This window comes from Streptomyces sp. NPDC001450 (assembly GCF_053597295.1).
Genome location: NZ_JBSFHY010000013.1, coordinates 175,705 through 193,515 on the forward strand (window position 1 = coordinate 175,705; position 17,811 = coordinate 193,515).

The 17,811-nt window shown below is 66.9% G+C and carries 15 protein-coding genes; 7 read left to right on the forward strand and 8 right to left on the reverse strand.

Features of this window, described 5'->3' with window-relative positions:
- Positions 1–220: 220 nt before the first annotated feature.
- The 3 genes from ACWC5O_RS17120 to ACWC5O_RS17130 form a co-directional block, all read right to left on the reverse strand.
- Complete coding sequence (locus tag ACWC5O_RS17120) at positions 221–2,758, reverse strand: HD domain-containing protein (protein WP_450580697.1); 2,538 nt, start codon at positions 2,756–2,758, stop codon at positions 221–223.
- 168 nt (positions 2,759–2,926) lie between these two features.
- The gene (locus ACWC5O_RS17125; RefSeq protein ID WP_450580698.1) at positions 2,927–3,412 is read right to left on the reverse strand and encodes a hypothetical protein; all 486 of its coding nucleotides are present in this window, start codon (positions 3,410–3,412) and stop codon (positions 2,927–2,929) included.
- Positions 3,413–3,687: 275 nt separating this feature from the next.
- Positions 3,688–3,984, reverse strand: a complete 297-nt coding sequence (locus ACWC5O_RS17130) for a hypothetical protein (protein ID WP_450580699.1) — start codon at positions 3,982–3,984, stop codon at positions 3,688–3,690.
- Positions 3,985–4,154: 170 nt separating this feature from the next.
- Here ACWC5O_RS17130 and ACWC5O_RS17135 point away from each other — a divergent pair, with 170 nt between their 5' ends.
- From ACWC5O_RS17135 to ACWC5O_RS17155, 5 genes are all read left to right on the forward strand, one after another.
- Complete coding sequence (locus tag ACWC5O_RS17135) at positions 4,155–4,397, forward strand: hypothetical protein (protein ID WP_450580700.1); 243 nt, start codon at positions 4,155–4,157, stop codon at positions 4,395–4,397.
- 340 nt (positions 4,398–4,737) lie between these two features.
- Positions 4,738–5,028: a hypothetical protein gene (locus tag ACWC5O_RS17140; protein WP_450580701.1), complete on the forward strand. Its 291-nt coding sequence runs from the start codon at positions 4,738–4,740 to the stop codon at positions 5,026–5,028.
- A gap of 37 nt (positions 5,029–5,065) precedes the next feature.
- A complete protein-coding gene (locus ACWC5O_RS17145; protein WP_450580702.1) occupies positions 5,066–5,995 on the forward strand; it encodes an MmyB family transcriptional regulator in 930 nt (309 codons plus the stop codon).
- A gap of 120 nt (positions 5,996–6,115) precedes the next feature.
- Complete coding sequence (locus tag ACWC5O_RS17150) at positions 6,116–7,714, forward strand: SulP family inorganic anion transporter (protein ID WP_450580703.1); 1,599 nt, start codon at positions 6,116–6,118, stop codon at positions 7,712–7,714.
- A 107-nt stretch (positions 7,715–7,821) separates the two neighbouring features.
- Positions 7,822–8,805, forward strand: a complete 984-nt coding sequence (locus ACWC5O_RS17155; RefSeq protein WP_450580704.1) for a formylglycine-generating enzyme family protein — start codon at positions 7,822–7,824, stop codon at positions 8,803–8,805.
- 24 nt (positions 8,806–8,829) lie between these two features.
- On the opposite strand, the gene ACWC5O_RS17160 is transcribed toward ACWC5O_RS17155, so the two are convergent.
- Complete coding sequence (locus tag ACWC5O_RS17160; RefSeq protein ID WP_450580705.1) at positions 8,830–11,181, reverse strand: sulfatase-like hydrolase/transferase; 2,352 nt, start codon at positions 11,179–11,181, stop codon at positions 8,830–8,832.
- Positions 11,182–11,403: 222 nt separating this feature from the next.
- Here ACWC5O_RS17160 and ACWC5O_RS17165 point away from each other — a divergent pair, with 222 nt between their 5' ends.
- The gene (locus ACWC5O_RS17165; RefSeq protein WP_450580706.1) at positions 11,404–11,895 is read left to right on the forward strand and encodes an SRPBCC family protein; all 492 of its coding nucleotides are present in this window, start codon (positions 11,404–11,406) and stop codon (positions 11,893–11,895) included.
- A gap of 186 nt (positions 11,896–12,081) precedes the next feature.
- On the opposite strand, the gene ACWC5O_RS17170 is transcribed toward ACWC5O_RS17165, so the two are convergent.
- Complete coding sequence (locus ACWC5O_RS17170) at positions 12,082–13,308, reverse strand: PP2C family protein-serine/threonine phosphatase (protein ID WP_450580707.1); 1,227 nt, start codon at positions 13,306–13,308, stop codon at positions 12,082–12,084.
- Between the two features lie 56 nt (positions 13,309–13,364).
- Here ACWC5O_RS17170 and ACWC5O_RS17175 point away from each other — a divergent pair, with 56 nt between their 5' ends.
- Positions 13,365–13,526 carry a hypothetical protein gene (locus ACWC5O_RS17175; RefSeq protein WP_450580708.1) on the forward strand — a complete coding sequence of 54 codons (162 nt, stop codon included), beginning with the start codon at positions 13,365–13,367 and terminating at the stop codon, positions 13,524–13,526.
- Positions 13,527–13,542: 16 nt separating this feature from the next.
- Here the strand turns inward: ACWC5O_RS17175 and ACWC5O_RS17180 are convergent, their stop codons facing one another.
- From ACWC5O_RS17180 to ACWC5O_RS17190, 3 genes are all read right to left on the reverse strand, one after another.
- The gene (locus ACWC5O_RS17180; RefSeq protein WP_450781013.1) at positions 13,543–14,592 is read right to left on the reverse strand and encodes an alpha/beta fold hydrolase; all 1,050 of its coding nucleotides are present in this window, start codon (positions 14,590–14,592) and stop codon (positions 13,543–13,545) included.
- 453 nt (positions 14,593–15,045) lie between these two features.
- A complete protein-coding gene (locus tag ACWC5O_RS17185) occupies positions 15,046–16,251 on the reverse strand; it encodes a cytochrome P450 (RefSeq protein ID WP_450580710.1) in 1,206 nt (401 codons plus the stop codon).
- Positions 16,251–17,249 (reverse strand): DUF1259 domain-containing protein, encoded by a 999-nt coding sequence (locus ACWC5O_RS17190; protein WP_450580711.1) that lies wholly within the window; start codon positions 17,247–17,249, stop codon positions 16,251–16,253. The genes ACWC5O_RS17185 and ACWC5O_RS17190 overlap by 1 nt, the downstream gene beginning before the upstream one ends.
- Positions 17,250–17,811 lie beyond the last annotated feature (562 nt).

Sequence of the window (17,811 nt, forward strand, 5' to 3'; positions counted from 1 at the left end):
CACCCGCACCGCCAGCTCCGCCGCAAGTTGCGCGCCTGTGCGGCCCGGTACAGGGTGAGGGGCTGTTCCGCTCGTGACCGATCCGGTCCGGCCCTACCGGCGTCCGTGCCGCGCGCACAGCAATCAGCGGCCTGATGTCAGCCGGCAAACGTCGGTCCACTTGATCCCGATGTACAACGGCGGCCGACGAATGCGGCAGTGCGAGGCGAGCACGCCCCCTTCAACTCCGGCCGGAATTCGCAGGCCGTCGGAGCAGGTAGCCCCATACAGGATCCTGGGCCGCGCCATCGAGGTAAGCGTGGTCAGACCAGTGACGCTCTGCGGCCGGAGCAAATAGCGCCTCTACATTGCACGACCACGCTTCACACAAGGTGCGCACGAACAGGCCAAAAAGGTCGCCCGACATGCGCCACCAGACCTTTTCCCAGGTGAGTGCGACATGATTACGTGCGAATTCATATTCGATATCGCGATTCAGGATGTCTGGAAATGAGCCGACGAAAGGCGGGTGAGGAGCCCTCTGGAAGACAACAACCCAATTTTTAGGGAGTAGTACATTCTGTCCAGACAGGTAGTTGTAGATCTGTGGAGGCCGGGTCCGGACTGCCACGTTCGGGCCCGAGGCAATGAAGACTTCGTCCCGTTGCGCCGCCCATGCTGCGACATTGGCTGGACGCAGTAAGCCATCCGCAGTCAGAGCAAATGCGATGTCATCGGTGATGCCCTTGAACGCTGTGTAGAGCGTGGCGGCCAGTTCCAATTGGACCGAGTCGCCGAAGTGCCCGACGTCGCGCAGCCGTTGCTCCTGGGTGCGCAACCATTGTCGAAGCTGATCTGGCTGCGCGACCAGGCTGGCCTGGTCCCTGGAAGCCCGACTGGGCCGACCGGCTAGATATCCTGCGAAGGCCATCGTCTGGTCAGCAAGGAAGCCACTAACCGGAACAACCCCGCTGAAGTTACCCCGGCCTTGATAGTTCAGGTCCGTCCAGAGCGTGGCCAAGCCGATACGTCGACCTGATTCATCCAGTAGCTCAGTTGCTCTTTCAACAAAGGCGTCGCGCAGTTGGAGGCGCTGTTTCTCCTGTCCAGTACGCCAGCTGTCTGTGAGGGGCGGGTACAGGCGGTCGAAAACGTCGTCCGGCTCTCCCGTAGCCAGGCTGAACGGCGGAAGAATGTCGGGTTCCGACACACCGGGGTCCCACATGCGTATGGGGACAGCGTTCTCCAAGACAAGTCGCCGAATGAGCTGACCCAGTCGGTCGCCTGAGGTCCTGCGGAGCAGTCCCTGGAGGTCGTAGGGATTCGTCTTCAGCGCGACCCGCACTGTTGTGCCCGAGGGGGCACGATCCTGTGCAGACAGCGGCATGAGCAGTGGTCTTTGAGCCGGGCCGCCGAAGGTCAGTCGGCGTGCGTCTGCCACGGAAGCGTCGTAGCGGCGGGTGATCAACTCGACCTGATCGCCCAGCAGGAAGACTGAATAGAAACCGATACCGAACCGGCCCGTGGGCTGAAATCCTCCACTAGCCAGGCCAGGGAGCCGACTACGGATTCGGGTGGAACTCCAGCCGCTGGTGCCGAAATCGAGCAGGCCATGCACGAGAGTTTCCTCGTCCATGCCGATGCCGTTGTCGCAGATCTCCAGGTACCAGGAACCGTCAGTTCCAGTCAGGCGTATGTCGATGCGGCCGTCGGTGAAATCAGGCTCCACAGCCTGGCGAGCAAGGATGGCATCCTGAGAGTTTTGGATTAGCTCGCGAACTGCGACCTCGGGTTCTTTGCCGTACAACTGCTCCCCGCCCAAGGTCTCTACCAGAGCAGGCACATCGGAGACCTTGACAGTGGCATCCATTGGCCGCCAGTCAGATACCGGGAAAAGCTCGGCGAACCGTTCAGGGAAGTCGACTCCCGCGACTGCACGGGCCGCGAGTCGCCTGTGGCCGAGGTCGTGCAGGAGGGCATCGACTTTTTTCAACTCCCGGTCTACGCCTCGCAGATAGTCCAGGGCTAGCCACCAAGCACTAGCGTCGCGCGGAAGGAAAGGGCGCAACGACGTGTAGGTGAGCCGGTCGCCGTTCAGGTGCGGGCGGCTGACGTGTTCCTGAAACCGCCAGTGCTCACGGGCGATGCCTTCCGGTTTACGTAGAGAGAACAGAAATGTCGGAGCGCGGCGGCTATCGATCTGGGCTGCGTCGGCGAGTCGTAGAATGCAGGCCAGCTTCAGCGGTTCGATGATCCACTCCGCTGGCTGCCATGTCAGTGAGCCCTTCACGGTGCGAAAGCGCGCCGCGAGCTTGTCCACTGACCACCAGTGACTGGCTGCCAGCTCGCCGATTAACGGGCCGTACGCTTCGCGAAGCTGAAGGTCCTGAATGAGGAGGATCTCATTGCCCGTGCTGGAGTGCCACGGTCGGTCGACCAGTTGCTGAGCTTGCTCCGCGTGCGTTTCGCGGATCGCCGTAGCCTGACATGCTTCCACGATCTCGGCTGGCGGTGCGTCCAGTTCCTCCTTATCCGGCCAGCAGCCCCGGCGATGGAAATAGGCGACTGACACCAGATCCCGCCATCGCTGTTGCCCCAGCGCGTCAGGCACGCTCATTCGATAAGCCGCCGTCCCCATCGCTGCGTCGTGCAGCACGAAGGCGCAGCCCAGAACGTATGCTTCGGCGGGGTTTAGTCCGACCTGGTCACCACACATGAGGCTGGCCGTCTCCCATAGTGCATCGACATGGCTGATGTCGTGCACCGTGAAATCGGGCATACTTCGCGCGTTCTCTCCCAGGAGTATGGCTGCGTTGTCCCGAAGCGTCAGATATGACGCGCGCAATCGCTCCCGCTGGTCGCGGTGATCATCGTTCCGCGGGCGTGGGGCGAGGGTTTTCTGCCACAGAGGCGTGCCGGAGAAACCGTACTCAGACACCGGGAACGATTACCTCATCGCGGGCAGGACGAAGAAACTGGCAAGTGTCCACATCGTGATCACGGAGACGATGATGAACAACAACACGTATGTCTCGTACCAGCGGAAGAAATTGCTGGGACGCGGGCGTTTGCGAAAGCCTGCACCGACCATCTCATCAGTGATGTCGCACTCCTCATTGCGGTAGTCGAGCCAAGCCAGGGCGCCCACCACGATCAGCATGACGGTGAATGCAGCGACCACCGTGGTAAGGATCAGGAGCCCGATCACTCCGCCCCGCGCGGTGGCCGGCGACACTCCCCACTTGCGGTACCCCACAAAGAGGGCAAGGACAGCACCAATCAGGGTGGTGGCAAGCGTCTGATAGATGGCGAGGAAGCGGTGAGCATTCTCATTCACCGCATGGATCTGCTGCAGGATGAACCGGTACCGTTCAAGTGCGAACTCGTTCCGCACCGCTCGCATGTCCGGTCTCGTTTCCCCCTGTGTCGTCATCTCCCCCACCTGTCTGACCTGCCATCAGCATAGGTGACTAAGGTCGCTAAACGCCGCTAGTTGCCAAGAGTCTTCAGGGACAGGGTTGGTCTCAGCCGTCTCGTTCATCCCTATTCACGGCAGTCAGTCGAGGCCCAAGTCGAGCCCACCGAGAAGCGAAACGGGGTCGGCACCTCGATTTGCGAGGCGCTCTCGGACGCGTCCAGTGGTGCAGACCCGACATGGGACGGGGCCCCGCTACCTGTTGGTTGCGGGGCCCGGTCGTCTCTCGTGGTTCAGAAGGGTAGCTCCGGGCGGGCAGCGCCTCGCTTGATGGTCGTGACCTGCTCGTGGAAGTCGCGCGTGGCGGCTTCGCGGGGGTACCGGGACCTGAGTTCCTTGTCCAACTCGTCAGCGACTAAAAGCAGGGACGGGAGGGACTTGCGGTCCGCCTCTAGGGCTTTGGTGCCCATGCCGATGGCTTCTTCGATCTCACCCATGCGTGCGGCGGCGACTCCGAGGGTGAGGCGGGCCTCTGCGGCGCGCATGGGTGAGATTTCGGTGCCGTCGGGGCCGGTGCTGATGCGGATCACGGACCGGGCGTGGGTGGCGGCGCGCTCGTCGTTGGCAACGGGGTCAGCGGTTGCGGGTGTGTTGGGAGCGACGCCACGAGCGGCATCCGCCGGATTCCCCCGGCCGGGATCGAGCAGACGCGGTCGAGGGCGAGGCCGCCACTGGCCCCTTCACCCGGTCCGCGGAGTTCATGAAGCTCCGCTCGCAACCAGGCCGCACCCTGGCCCACGGGGACTACCTCACGTCGGGGCCCCTCGCGGACGCCGACCGGACCACGACCGTCCTCACCGAGGAGGAGTTCGTGACCGGTCGGTTCACCGACCTGCCCTTCGTGCTCGGCCTCCGGCTCCTCGCCGCCGACGAAAGCGATGGCGTGTCAGGGCTGTTTCAACGTCCGAGTGATGCTGCGAAGTCGCAGGTCACAGCGGCGTGACGACTGCCGGTCGACCTGTCTCGCACACGACGAAGCTCCGGTTGGAGCGGGTGACCTCTCAAGTCGCCCTGCCGAACCGGAGCTTCGATGAGCCGTCGGTCTGCCAGCGTCTGCCTGATCAAGTCGCCCTCGCGTCAGCACCGCGCACTGCCGGGACTGCCGCAGCGGCTGGCCACGTTGGCCGATCCGCGGCACCGGCGCGGGAAGCGTCACCCGTTCGTGAGCGTGCTGCTGATCGCGTGCCCGGGCGTGCTGAGCGGAGCGTGTTCGTTCGCCGCGACGGCCAGTGGGCCCAGATGTCCCGCAGGAGGCCCTCGTCCGGCTCGGGGCCCGCACCAGCGTGTTCGCTGTCCGCGTCGCCCCAAGCACGTCGACCGTCCGCCGGATCATCAACCGCACCTGTCCCGGCGGGCTTGCCGACCTGCTCGGCACCGAGTCGGACATGCTCGCGCTTCTCCTGATCTGCGGTCTCTGGGCCCGCCTGGCCCACGCAGCCCCCTTCTGTTGGTCGGTGGTGAAGGCTTGTCACAACCAACCGGGCCATTACCTGAAAACCCGAAAGATCAGCAACCTGGAACAGCAGGTTTACGGCGAACGGTCCACCGCCGTCCGTTTCAGGGGTCGTACCTGATGCCCCCGACCTCGCCCAACTGTTCGGTGAGATTCTCTTGAAGAGCCCGGCCTTCGCCGGGCTGCGGGAGCGCTACGAGGCCACCGGGCGCAAGATCAACACCATCCAGCACACACAGGTCGGCAAGATCACCCTCACCTTCCAGGGCGTGGCGCTCGAAGGCACCCCCGGCCAGCGCATGGGCATCTACACCACCGAACCCGGCACCCCCGATCACGACGCCATGCTCCTTCTCGGCATGACCGCCACGCATACGGAGTCGAGGCTGTCCGAGCGGGTGAGGACGAGGTGGTTGCTGCGCCGGTGGCTGTCGGCCAAGGGGCTACTGACCCGAACCGGTGAAATTGTGGTGTGCGCCCTCGTCATCGGGGACGCACACCATATGGCTGAGGAAGCATCCTCCGCCCCGGGCTCGGGGCGGCGACGAAGTATGCGGGAGATGGATTCCACCCTTCGGGCCACGGCGACCGCGGCCGTTGGCGGAACACTCGTCATCTGGTGGCCCGCTTTCACGTTGGGCGCGTACAACGCCGTCTTCTTCGACAACGTGCTGGCCCTCTGGGCGGTGGCCACCGCGGTGCTGCTCTCGGGTTTTCTTCTCCACAGCCGCGGTGCGCTGCCTTGGGGAGGCTGGATCGCGCTGTCCCTTCCCTCGGTCTGGATCGTCCTGGCCATCGTGGCGCCGAGGGACCATGGCTTCCCCTACCTTCACTACTTCGAAGTCGCCCTGACCCTCCTGGGCGCCCCGATGCTCACCTGGCTGCTCGCGCGCACCCTGGTAGCCGATTACGAGGCGCTGCCTGTGTTCCAGCGCCTGGGTGCCGTTGCTGCCACGGCCCTTGTCGGGGTGCTGGCTTTTCTGCTGGGGAAGTTCAATTACCTGTTCCTCACGTGCTCCGACTTCGACGTGAGCGGCAACAACGCCCCTGCCGGCTGCGCCCATGGTCCAGCGTTCCATCGGCGCTGACGGTTGAACCGACGATTGAAGTCGAATGCGAAGCGCGGAAAGGGACGTCGGGTGCCCAATGCGGTGCCCCTCCTGGGACAGGTACGGCGCTCTTCGTGGCGCGATGCGCGGGGGGATCTCGTGGCCGGGTTCGCGGTCGCGGTGACGCTGGTGCCACAGGGCCTGGGGTACGGGCAGCTGGCGGGTCTGCATCCGGTGGCCGGTCTTTACACCGCAGTGGCGGCGATGGTGGTGTTCGCCCTGGTGACGTCCACGCGGCTGGTGGCGGTCGGCCCGTCCTCGACCATGGCGATCATGACGTACGCGGCGGTGAGCGGCCGGTCCGGCGACGACGCGCATCGGGCGGTGGCACTGACCGCGTGTCTGGCGCTGATCACCGGTGTTCTGCTGCTGCTCCCGGGGCGGCTGCGGGGGCTCACGAACTTCATGTCGGGACCGGTGGTGCTCGGCTATCTGGCGGGCACGGCCGTACAGATCATGGCCGGTCAGGTGGGCACGCTGCTCGGTGTCCCCACCCACGGCAATCGTCCGATGGTGAAGTTGTGGCAGGTGCTCACGCATCTGGATCAGGTGCACGTGGTGACTGCCGTCGTCGGTGTGTCTTCATTGGCCGGGCTCATCGTGTTGAAGAAGGTTCTGCACGCCGTGCCCATGCTGCGTGCCGTGCCTCCGACGCCCGTCGTGTGTGCGGCCGCCGTCGTCGTATCGGCCGCGGGGGACCTGGCCGGTCACGGCGTGGCGCTGATCGGTGGCATCTCCGGCGGCCTGCCCACCCCGACCTGGCCGGACGTGAGGGCCGGAGACGTGTGGGACCTGCTGCCCACTGCGGCCGGCATGGCCATGATCGCCTCGATCGAGGGCGTGGCCGTTCTGCGCAGGACAGCGCCGTCGGAGGGACAGGTGTCCTTGGTAAGGGAGTCGGTTGCCATGGGGGCGGCGAGTGCGGGTTCCGGCTTCCTCGGTGGCTTCGCGCCGATGGCCAGCACGCAGCGCACCCTCTCCGCCAAGGGGGCCGGCGGACGCTCTCAGCTGTACCAGCTGGCATGCGCCGCCTTCGTGGTGATCGGCCTGCTGACCACCGGCCCGGTCATCGAGCTGCTGCCGAAGACGGTGCTGGCCGCGGTCGTCATCGTGTCGGCCTCGCACCTCATCGACGTCACGGGGTTCGAGGAACTGTGGCAGGGCTGGCGCACGGAGGCCCTGCTCGCGCTGGCCGCGATGATCGCCGTGCTGGGCCTCGGTGTGCTGCACGGGTTGCTGGTGGCCGTCATCCTCGCGTTGCTGCAGCTGCTCCGTCGCGTGGCCTGGCCCCATGACGCGGTGCTCACCGTCACCGACGACGGGACGCCGCGTGAAGCCGCTCCCGATGAGCCCGTCGACGGAGGAGTGCTGATCTACCGGGTGGACGCTCCGCTGTTCTTCGCCAACGCCAACCGCGTCCACCAACGGATCTTGAGCCTGGCGGCGACGCGGTCGCCCTATCCGCGGTATGTGGTGCTGGATACCGAGGCCGTGTTCCATGTGGACGCCACGGCGGCGCAGGTCCTGGCTCGGCTCACCGCCGACCTGCGGGAACACCACTGCGAGCTGGTGCTCGCGCGCCCCCGGGAGACGGTCTTGGCCACCCTGCGCGCCAGCCCCTACGAGGAGGGCGCCACTCGGCGGCTGCGGGTGTTTCCCACCGTTCGGGAGGCGTATGCCGCACTGCGGCGACCCTGACCAACGGCTGCTGCTGTCCGTTGGCGCGGCGCCGTGTCGGCGCAAGCGCCCAACGCTTGCTGCTCCAGAATCGCGTGCAGAGCGAACACGTTCCGTGTGGAGGCCGGATGACGTCTGACCGTGAGGTGCGTTCCGTCTGCTGCGGCCCTTCGCGGCCGGCGACGCCGGCGTCCGAGTCGCCGACCGGAGCTGCGCGCGTGTGCGCCGGCGAAGGTTACCCCGACCGGGTGGGCATGGTGCTGCTGGAGGCGGCCACCTTCTTGATGGGCTCACATGACAAGTGGGCAGTTCAGGCAGACGGCGAAGGCCCGGTCCACGATGTGACTCTGGGTCCCTACTGGATCGACCGGTGTGCCGTCTCCAATGCCGACTTCGGCGCTTTCACGGCCGCCACCGGGTACGTCACGGAGGCCGAGCGGTACGGCTGGTCGTTCGTCTTCGCCGGGCTGCTGCCCCCCGGCTTCCCCGACACCCGGGCGGCGGCTGCGGCCCCCTGGTGGCGTCAGGTGCACGGTTCCTGCTGGCGGCACCCCGAGGGGCCGGGCTCCGACCTCACCGACCGTGCCGACCACCCCGTGGTGCACGTGTCCTGGAGGGATGCCTCCGCATACGCCGCCTGGGCCGGAAAACGCCTGCCCACCGAGGCGGAGTGGGAGTACGCCGCACGCGGCGGCCTGGAGCAGGCCGCGTTTCCCTGGGGAGACGGTCTGGAGCCGGGCGGCGAGCGACGGATGAACGTGTGGCAGGGCCGCTTCCCCGACCACCACACACGCCCGGACGGCTGGTACGGCACTGCCCCGGTGACCGCCTATCCGCCCGGCGGCCACGGTCTGTACAACGCGTGCGGCAACGTGTGGGAGTGGTGCGCCGACTGGTACGCGCCGACGTACTACGCCCACAGCCCCCGCGAGAACCCCACCGGGCCCGGGTTCGGCACGGCCCGGGTGATCCGCGGCGGCTCGTATCTGTGCCACGCTTCCTACTGCCGCCGGTACCGGGTGGCCGCCCGCAGCTCCAGCACTCCGGACAGCAGCACCGGGCACCAGGGCTTCCGCTGTGCCGCGGACGCCGGACCCCTCGACGGTCGTTGAGGGACCCGACGCCCGCGGCCGCTGTCAGTCGCGGTGGAACATACCGATGAGTTCCTTCTCCACGTCGGAGAAGGCTTCCCCGCTGACGTCGACCACCACCTGACGGATCGTGCCGCCGAGGAACTCGAACGGCGGGCCGTAGTCACTGGAGACCGGCTGGCTGGCGTCGCGGCCGACCGCGAGGCCTTCTCCGACCAGGGAGAAGTTGCCGGGCTGGGTCTTGATGTCGGATCGGGCGACCTGGCGGTCGTCCACGTAGAGGGTGAGCGCGCCGTGCGTGCTGCCCTGCTGGTCACGCTCGCGTGCCTGGAAAACCACCGAGAAGGTGTGGTCGCCTGGGCCGACCGGCTCCGGGGAGGCGACCTTCTGCTCCATACGGCCGAGCCAGTTGTAGACGTAGTGGACGTGTCCGTCCATGAGGTACAGGCTGTGCCCGCCGAAGCGCCCGCCGTGGGAGAAGAGCACCCCGCGGGCCTCGGGCGTGTCCAGGCGCGCTTCGGCGACGATGGTGTAGGACCGGCCGCGGATGTTGACGGCCGCGACCTCGGGGACGCCGGCGCAGCCGGGGTAGTAGACGTACCGGTCACGGGGCTTGGCCAGCTGCGGCCGGGGCGTGCTCAGGATCTCCATGGGGCTGCGGTCGTCGAGCGGCAGCCCGTGGTACTTCTCGGCCTCCGCCGACCACAGGCGCTTCAGCTCCTCGAGTTTCTCGGGGTGCTGTGCGGCCAGGTCCCGGTTCTCGGAGCGGTCCTCACGCAGGTTGTACAGTTCCCACACGTCCTGCTCGAAGTGGCTCCAGTTGGACGGCGCCGGCGGATGAGCGGTCGCGGCGTGCCAGCCGTCGTGCCAGATGCCTCGCGTGCCGAGCATCGTGTAGAACTGCGTCTGCCGCGGGTCGGGCGCCTGCGCGTCCTCGAGAACCCTGCGGAAGCTGGCGCCTTCGATCGGGCTCTGTTCGAATCCCTTGACGACGGCCGGGGGCTGGATGCCCAGCAGGTCGTAGATCGTCGGGACGATGTCGATGGCGTGCACGTACTGGTGGCGGGTCTCGCCTCGCTGCTTGATGCCCTTGGGCCAGGCGACGATCATCGGGTCGGCGATACCGCCCTCGTACGACACCCACCGCTTCCAGTACTTGAACGGGGCGTTGAATGCCCACGCCCACCCGCTCGGGTAGTGGTTGTAGGTCTTCGGGCTGCCCATCTCGTCCAGGTGACGCAGGTTCTCTTCCATGTCGTCGGGCACGCCGTTGAAGAAGTTCATCTCGTTCATCGACCCGTTCGGCCCGCCCTCGGCGCTGGCACCGTTGTCCGAGACCGCGACGATGATGGTGTTCTCCAGCTGTCCGGACTCTTCCAGATAGTCCAGCAGGCGGCCGATCTGCGCGTCGGTGTAGGAGACGAAGCCGGCGAAGACCTCGGCCATCCGGGCGAACAAGCGCTTCTCGTCGTCGTTCAGCGACTCCCAGGGGTGCACGAAGTCGGTGAGCGGCCACGGCTGGCCCGAGGGCCCGGTGGCCTCCGGTTCGCCGTGCGGGTTGATCGGGGTGAGCTCGGTACCCTCGGGCACGATGCCCAGCTCGATCTGCCGCTGCAACGTCATACGGCGGTAGACCTCGTATCCGTCGTCGAACTTCCCCGCGTACCGGTCGGCCCACTCCTTGAAGATGTGGTGCGGCGCATGGCCCGCGCCTGGGCAGAAGTACGTGAACCAGGGCTTCTCCGGGGCGATGACCTTGGCCTCCCGGATGAACTGGATGGCCCGGTCGGCCAGGTCCTTCGACAGGTGGTAGCCCTGCTCCGGGGTGGCCGGCGGTTCGACCGGGTGGTTGTCGTAGACCAGGTCGGGGTACCACTGGTCGGCCTCGCCGCCCAGGAAGCCGTAGAAGCGCTCAAATCCACGGCCGAGCGGCCAGTGCCGTTTCGAGGATGCCAGGGTGGCCTCGTCCGAGGGGACGAGGTGCCACTTGCCCAGGGCGTAGGTGTTCCAGCCGCGTTCGACCAGCACCTCGGCCAGACTCGCGTTCTCGAACGGGATCCGGCCGTTGGACCCGGGGAAACCGCTCGTCATCTCCGCGACGCAGGCCATGCCGTTGCTGGTCGCGTTCCGCCCCGTCAGCAGGGACGAACGCGTCGGGGAGCACAGGGCGGTGGTGTGGAAGTTGGTGAACTTCACCCCCATCCCGGCGAGCCGGCGCATCGCCGGCGCCTCCACCAGCCCTCCGAAGATGTCGAAGGTGCCGAAGCCGATGTCGTCCCACACCAGGTACAGCACATTCGGCGCACCGTCAGGAGCCTGCGGCTGCTTGTACGGCTCCCAGTCCGGCACCGACTGCCGGATGTCCTCTTGGATCACGCCCTTGAAGGGGATGGCCATCCTTGGGGTCTCCTTCGGGTTTCCTGGCGCCGCACGGCGACGGCCTTACCAAGGAGAAACGTCCCCACTCAGGTATGCCAGGCAGACCATGCCGACATCAGGTCATCCCATCGGCCGCACCCACGATGTATGCCATCCGGCACGGGGTGACCATGACACGAGGGAAGCGCCCTGAGCGATCACGCGCGCCTCTCGCATCGGCATCGGAAGGAGCCGAGACAGGTGACCTACCAGCTCCGCCCCGAGGACCTCGGCTTTCTCGACCGTGCCCTCTTCCGGCAGACCTGCATCCGAGAGCTGCGTGCTCCTGTCGGCGCGATCTTCGAGCAGCTCGCCGAACGCCCGGAGAACTGGCCCCGCTGGTTCGCCCCTGCCAACGACGTCCACTTCGAGGGCTCACCCCCCTACGGCGTCGGCTCGACACGCTGCTTCCGCCTCTACCGCGCCATCCGGGCTCGCGAACGGATCATCGCCTGGGATCAGGGCCGGCGCTTCGCCTACTGTGCCTACGAGGCCAACACGCCGGGCGTCTCGGCGTTGGTGGAACAGTGGACCTTGGCGCCCACGGCCGATACTGCCACCACCGTCACCTGGAACCTCGCCATCGACTCCAACCCCTGCGTACACCAGCTCCTGAGAGCCGGCCGACGACACATCGACAAGCTTTTCCGGGAGGGGATGCAGCGGCTGGAGGTCTTGAGCCAGGGCAGATGACGACCACGCGTCGGCACATAGCGGGGTGGTCTTCGGTGTCTCACCGCCCCCGCAGAGGGATACGGCCATACAAATCGGCCCGACGGGCAAGAAGTTGCTGCGTCCAGGCGGCGGCGGTCTTTCGCGCGGGAGGTGTCCCCGACACCTCAGCGGTGTCGGATGCGGACTCGGCCGACGTCGAGACGTTCAGTCGAGGGTCGCGAGGTGGTCGGCGGTGCCCCCGTGCCACTCGATCATGAAAAGGGTGGCGTCGTCGGTGGTGCGCCCGCCCCGTTCGCTCTTCAGCGCGTGGGAGAGTCGGCGCAGATCCGCCCGCACACTCTCTGGCGGCTCTTCCCCCAGGCGGTTGACGCAGCGGATGAGGCGTTCCTCGCCAAACGTCTCCCCGCCGGCGACATGCTCCTCGATGATGCCATCGGTGTAGCAGAGCACCCGGTCGCCTCGCTGGAGCACGTGCTCCCTGACTCGGGGCATCTCGCCGCCGAAGCCGACGGGCAGCGTCGTCGCGCTCTCCAGCTGCTGCACGACCCGGCCGTCGCGGATCAGCAGCGGTGCGGGGTGGCCCGCGTTGACCATTTCCATCTCACCGGTCGTGATGTTCAGGTGCATCAGCTGCGCCGTGACGAAGTGGTCGGGCCCGAACTGCCGGGAAATGGCATCGTCCATGAACGAGTACTTTTCGTCCAGGCTGATGAACACGCGCCGGGCATGCCGGTAGGCGCCGATGGCCACGGTCGCCATCGTGGCGGCGTCCAGACCGTGGCCCATGGCGTCAATGACGGCCATGTGCAGGATGTTGCCGTTGAGGGCGTAATCGAAGCTGTCGCCGGCGACGCGGTAGGCGGGCTCCAGGGCCCCGGCCACCTCGACCTGGGGCACGGACATCGTCAGCGGCGGCAGCAGGCTCCACTGGATCTCTGCGGACACGCTCATCGGCTCCCGACGCCGGGCCTGGAAGAACTGGTCGGTATAGGCGTTCTTGGTGACCAGCATGTCGGCGACCAGGCTGGCGAGCCTCTGCAGCAGGCGCCGGTCGTCGTCGTCCACCGTGTCCAGGGTGAGGGCCAGTACGCCCACCTGGTCACTGCCGTCCAGCAGCGGCAGGTACATCCGGATGCCGCCGCTGGCCTGCGGTACCTCGACAACGTCCCCGCGCAGGAAGGCCCGCCCGGCGGGGGAGTCGGCCATCGGCTCTGGCTGGGCCACGTGCAGCTTTCTGCCCGGCAGCGGCACCAGCAACTCCTGCGCGTAGTCCTGGAGCAGGACGGAGACGTCACGACCGCCGATCCTGGCCACTCCCTCCGCGACCAGCGGGGCGATCATCTGGGGCGGCAGCAGCCGCGCTCTGTCCAGCAGCAGGCCGAGCAGCCGCTCGCCGAAACCTTTCGATCGGTCGATGCTCTCCGTGCCCATGGCCCGGTTTGCCACCCGCCTTCCCGCGTCCACGCCGGTCACCGCCTCCGCACAACGTGACCTGGGAAGCCGCCGAAGCGGTTCATTACGCCATGCGCGGCATGTCGGCGGCATGCGTCACCGGCCTGAACAGCACGGCGGACAAGGACAGCGGGAGGCCCGGTGGCGATGCCGACGGATCGCTGTTCGCCACCGGCTGGGTGTGGAGAGCGGATTGACGCTCTGCCGTACCGATCAGCTGCGCCCCATCGTCTCGCGCCGGGGAGGTGATGTGCTGGTGTCGTGCACGAAGCGGTTGATCGCCTCGGCCACTTGGGTGGGCTGGTCGAGGTTGTCGAAGTGGCTGGCGTCGCTCACCCATTCCAGCTGGATGTCGGGGAAGCGGCTTTCGGCGTCATGGAAGAGCCACTGCGGCTGCGCGTGGTCTTCGGTCGCCTGTAGTTGCAGGATCGGGAAGGGGAGGCCGTTCTCGCCTATTCGGTCCATGGCGGCGGGAAGATCCCAGTTGCGGGCGAGGAAGTAGCGCGAGACCGCCTCGGCGACGCCTGGCCGCGAGAACTCGTACACGAAGTAGTCGCGGTCGTCCGGCTGCAGAGAGGTGGTCATTCGCGACGGGTAGACCTGGTCGATGATGGCGGCCGGGTCCTGCATTTTGTACCGCCCGAACTGGTAGCTGCGGCAGTAGAGCCACTGTGGCTTGAGCCGGTAGAAGGTGATCCAGTCGCCGAGGGACTTGGGGCTGGCGAGATCGAGTTCCATACGGACGTATCCAAGGATGCGGTCCGGGTGATCGCCGACGAGCACGCTGCCGATGACCGTGCCCCAGTCGTGCGAGACGACGTAGAACCTGTCGATGCCCAGGTCGTCCATCAGGTCCAGGGTCTGCCGGGCAACTGTGTGCCAGTTGTAGTCGCGGTCGTGGTGGTCGGACCTGCCGTAGCCCTTCATGTCGACGGCGATCAGGCGGTACTGGTGATCCACCAGCGGCAGCACATGGCGCCAGGAGTACCAGCTCTCGGGCAGTCCGTGGAGGAAGAGGATGACCTCGCCGTCGCGTGCGCCTTCGTCCACGTAATGCCAGTTGAGGCCATTGACGATGCGGTCCTGGTGGTTGAACTGGGCGTCGATCCGATCGTGCTCGGCCCGATGCTCGACCCGGTACTGCTCGTACTTCTTGGCCAGGCGCTGCGCACGGAGGCGGGCGTACCCCTGCGCAGCCGCTGCGCCGGCGAGGCAGGCTCCCGCTGAGACTGACGCCACTCGGTTCGCAGTCTTGTTCATCATGATCGCTTCCTCGTTTGAGCGGACGACTTCCACCGAGGTTCCCCTGAACCCGACCCTCGGGCGGGAGGGGTTCACATGCGTGCGAGCGGCCTACTCGGAGGTGGTCGACTGCCGTAGGCGATGGGGACGGGGGTGCTCAACCCGACAGGGAGCAGCCAGGGGACTGCCACACCTTCATGCTCAGCGGTAACTTGCGTAGCGGCAACTGGTGTGCCCTGCCTCAGCGCCTGCGTTCGCTCACTGCATGTGTTCGGTGCCGGCCGGCTGGGTTGGCGCGTCGGACTCCACCGACCGTCGGCGCGGGGCTGAACGCCGTTCCACGCATGTGCCGGCTGTGTGGCCCTTGAGCCCCCTTCCCTGCTGGGAGGGGGGCTCGTCGGTGAGCGGTGGCGCCGGGTCACGACTTCGCGAGCCGGTGTACGACCTCATCCGGCCCGGCGCGGTGCAGGCCTCCTACCAAGCCACCGGCAGCTCCAGCGGAAACCGCCTGATCGTTTCCGTGTCCCACCGCAGCTCCTCCGGCGGCACCGCGAGCCGCAGGCCCGGGAACCTCTCCACAAGGCGGCCGATGGCCACTTCGAGCTCCGCCATGGCCAACGGCATCGCGATGCACCGGTGTCCGCCCCAGCCGAAGGTCATATGCGGAGCGCTGGGCCGGTCGAGGTCGATGACGTGTGGGTTCGGGTAGCGCTCCGGGTCACGGTTGGCCGTCAGGTACGACACGTGCACGAAGTCGCCCGCCTTGATCCGCGCCCCGTCCAGTTCCACGTCCTCGAGAGCCACGCGGGGGATTCCGACGCCTTTGCGGAACGGGATGCAGCGGAGCATTTCGTGCACGACGTCGGTCAGGGTCTCGGGCCGGCGCGTGAGGTGCTGCATCAGCTCGGGGCGTGTCAGGAGCAGGTAGGTGATGTCGCTGATCTGGCAGGTCGCCGTGTCCTGGCCGCTGAGCGCCAGCGTCAGTGCCATGACCGCCAGTTCCTTGTCGTCGAGCTGTTCCTCGCCCTCCCGCGCTGCGGCCATCGCGCTGATGAGGTCGGGGCCGGGTGAGTTCCGGCGCTGCCCGACGAGTTCGGTGAAGTAGGCCGTCAGATAGGTCTTGGCTGTCGCGGCGGCCTCCTTGTTGCCCGCGCCGACGACGAGCAGTTGGTGCAGGGACTCCTCGACTCGGGGCCATTCCTCCCGTCCGATACCGAGGAGATCCAGGATGGTGTGCTGGGGGAGCTTGTTGGAGAGGTGCTGGACCACATCCGCCGGCGCTCCCTCTTTCTCCATGTTGTCCAGCAGGCGGTCCGCGAGCCAGGTGATCCGGTGCCGCATGCTCTCGACCTGTTGCTGGGTGAAGGCCTGCGAGGCCAGGTGGCGGACACGGCTGCTGAGCGGCGGGTCCATCACGTTGATCGATTCCGGCGAGACGATCGGCTCCGGCGTCATCCGGGGGTAGTCGTGACCGATGATGCCTGCCCTGCTGAACCGTGGGTCGGTGGTCACCTGCTTGACGGAGTCGAAGCCGGTGATCAGCCAGGCATCCGCGTTGCCGTAGGGAAGCCGGATGCGCGCGGGGGAGCGGCGTTGCATCAGGTCCGCGAGCGCGGGGTCGAACTCAAGTGCTTCGCTGAAGTCGAACGGGCAGGTGATTGTCTCGTTGTCCGCGGTCATCAGCCGGCTCCTCCAGGCATGGGTACGACGTTGGTGACGTCCACGGCCCGGCGAACGGCCTCGGCGAGCCTGACGGCATCGCCGACAGCCCAGTAGTGGACGAAGAACAGGCGTGGTTCGTCGGTGAGGTTGTGGTGGTGCACCTCGACGAGTTCGACCCCACCGCGTCGCAGGGTCGCGAGGACGGGCTGGACCTCGTCGGCGATCATGACCAGGTCGCCGCTGAGGGCGGCCCTTCCGCCGCCGAGCGGCTGGAAGTTGACGGAGGTGGTCGAGCCCAGTCCCGAAGGCAGGGCCATACGGCCGTCGGCGACGGTCTCGCGACGGACATAGGTGGACTTGTAGATCTCGCCGTCAGCGCTGCCCTTGACGCCCATTGCGGCGTCGATGGCGGTGGTGTCCAGGTCGACGGGCGGCGAAGGGGTGGCGGGTTCGGCGGGTGGAGTACCGGTGCAGTCGAATGCGGCGCGCAGACCGCGAGCGACGGCGACCGGATCGTGACCGTGGGCGTGCAGATGGACCCACCAGACATCCGGTTCGTGGGCGAGCAGGTGCTTGTGGATGGCGGTCTGCATGATCCCGTGCTCCTGCAGGACGTCACAGAAGTGCTGCAGTTCGCGTTCGGTGACCACAGCGTCACCCATCAAGAGCGTGCTCTGGTCCGCGTATCGGACGAAGGACACGTGCGTACCGAGGGCGAGCGCGGGGTTGATCAGGATGCCGCGCGAGTAGACCGTGAGGTCCCGGCGCGGCAAGCCCGTGTGGTACATGAACCGCCTCATGTCACCGGGTCGGCCGAGAGCGTCGCCCACGTCCGCCCAGTCCGTCAGCTTGGTCCTCACCGGTTCGACCAGGGCGCGGTCCGCCGGTCCGGCGGACAGGGCGTGGGCCCGGGCCGGCACACTGGCAGCTATGGGCGCCAGGGCGGCCGCCGCCAGCACATGACGCCGGGACGCGGTGAGTCGGGAGCGGGTGCCTTGCTGTGTCTCGTCAGTCATGTCATGGGCCTCCTCGCAGGATGCAAGCATGGGAGACCGCGTCGACCGCTGATCGGCACAGTTGCACCCGGCCAGGTGGGCTAATGCCGGGGGTGGTGCCGCACTGGTTGTTGTAGGCCAGGTACAGCAGTGCTGGACAGCGACCGTGCCGACCGGCGACAGCCGTTCATGGACCGCGCAGCCCTCCTGACCGGCCCGACGAAACTCAGCGACCATCGTGCTCGTAGTTCGCATCGAGGGAGCCAAGGAGCGGCCCCGGGCCGTGCCACTCTCGTGCCGGAGCGGGCGGGGGCCCAGGGCACTCGATCGGGTGGGTGAGGCGCTGGCGGGGTGAGCGAGGAGGAGGTGACCGCGCACAGCGATGGCCGACGACGGACGCCGAAGGGCGAATGCGCTCGCCGTCCAGCTGCAGCAGCTGCCCACCCTGACGTGGCCACGCCCATTGTCGGGAGGCCGCCCCAAGGGCGGACTGTTCCCCTGACAGATGAAATCGCCTAAGTTAATCCGATTAAGATGGATTCGATGGATGTAGATCGCTACAGGTCCACATCCGATCACTTGC

Excerpts from the sequence above, each read along its gene's own strand:
- ACWC5O_RS17170 (WP_450580707.1), bottom strand. The coding sequence starts at position 13,308 with ATGGGCACGGAGAGCATCGACCGATCGAAAGGTTTCGGCGAGCGGCTG.
- ACWC5O_RS17125 (WP_450580698.1), bottom strand. The coding sequence starts at position 3,412 with ATGACGACACAGGGGGAAACGAGACCGGACATGCGAGCGGTGCGGAAC.
- ACWC5O_RS17135 (WP_450580700.1), top strand. The coding sequence starts at position 4,155 with ATGAAGCTCCGCTCGCAACCAGGCCGCACCCTGGCCCACGGGGACTAC.
- ACWC5O_RS17180 (WP_450781013.1), bottom strand. The coding sequence starts at position 14,592 with ATGATGAACAAGACTGCGAACCGAGTGGCGTCAGTCTCAGCGGGAGCC.
- ACWC5O_RS17155 (WP_450580704.1), top strand. The coding sequence starts at position 7,822 with ATGACGTCTGACCGTGAGGTGCGTTCCGTCTGCTGCGGCCCTTCGCGG.
- ACWC5O_RS17185 (WP_450580710.1), bottom strand. The coding sequence starts at position 16,251 with ATGACCGCGGACAACGAGACAATCACCTGCCCGTTCGACTTCAGCGAA.
- ACWC5O_RS17120 (WP_450580697.1), bottom strand. The coding sequence starts at position 2,758 with ATGCCCGATTTCACGGTGCACGACATCAGCCATGTCGATGCACTATGG.
- ACWC5O_RS17160 (WP_450580705.1), bottom strand. The coding sequence starts at position 11,181 with ATGGCCATCCCCTTCAAGGGCGTGATCCAAGAGGACATCCGGCAGTCG.
- ACWC5O_RS17190 (WP_450580711.1), bottom strand. The coding sequence starts at position 17,249 with ATGACTGACGAGACACAGCAAGGCACCCGCTCCCGACTCACCGCGTCC.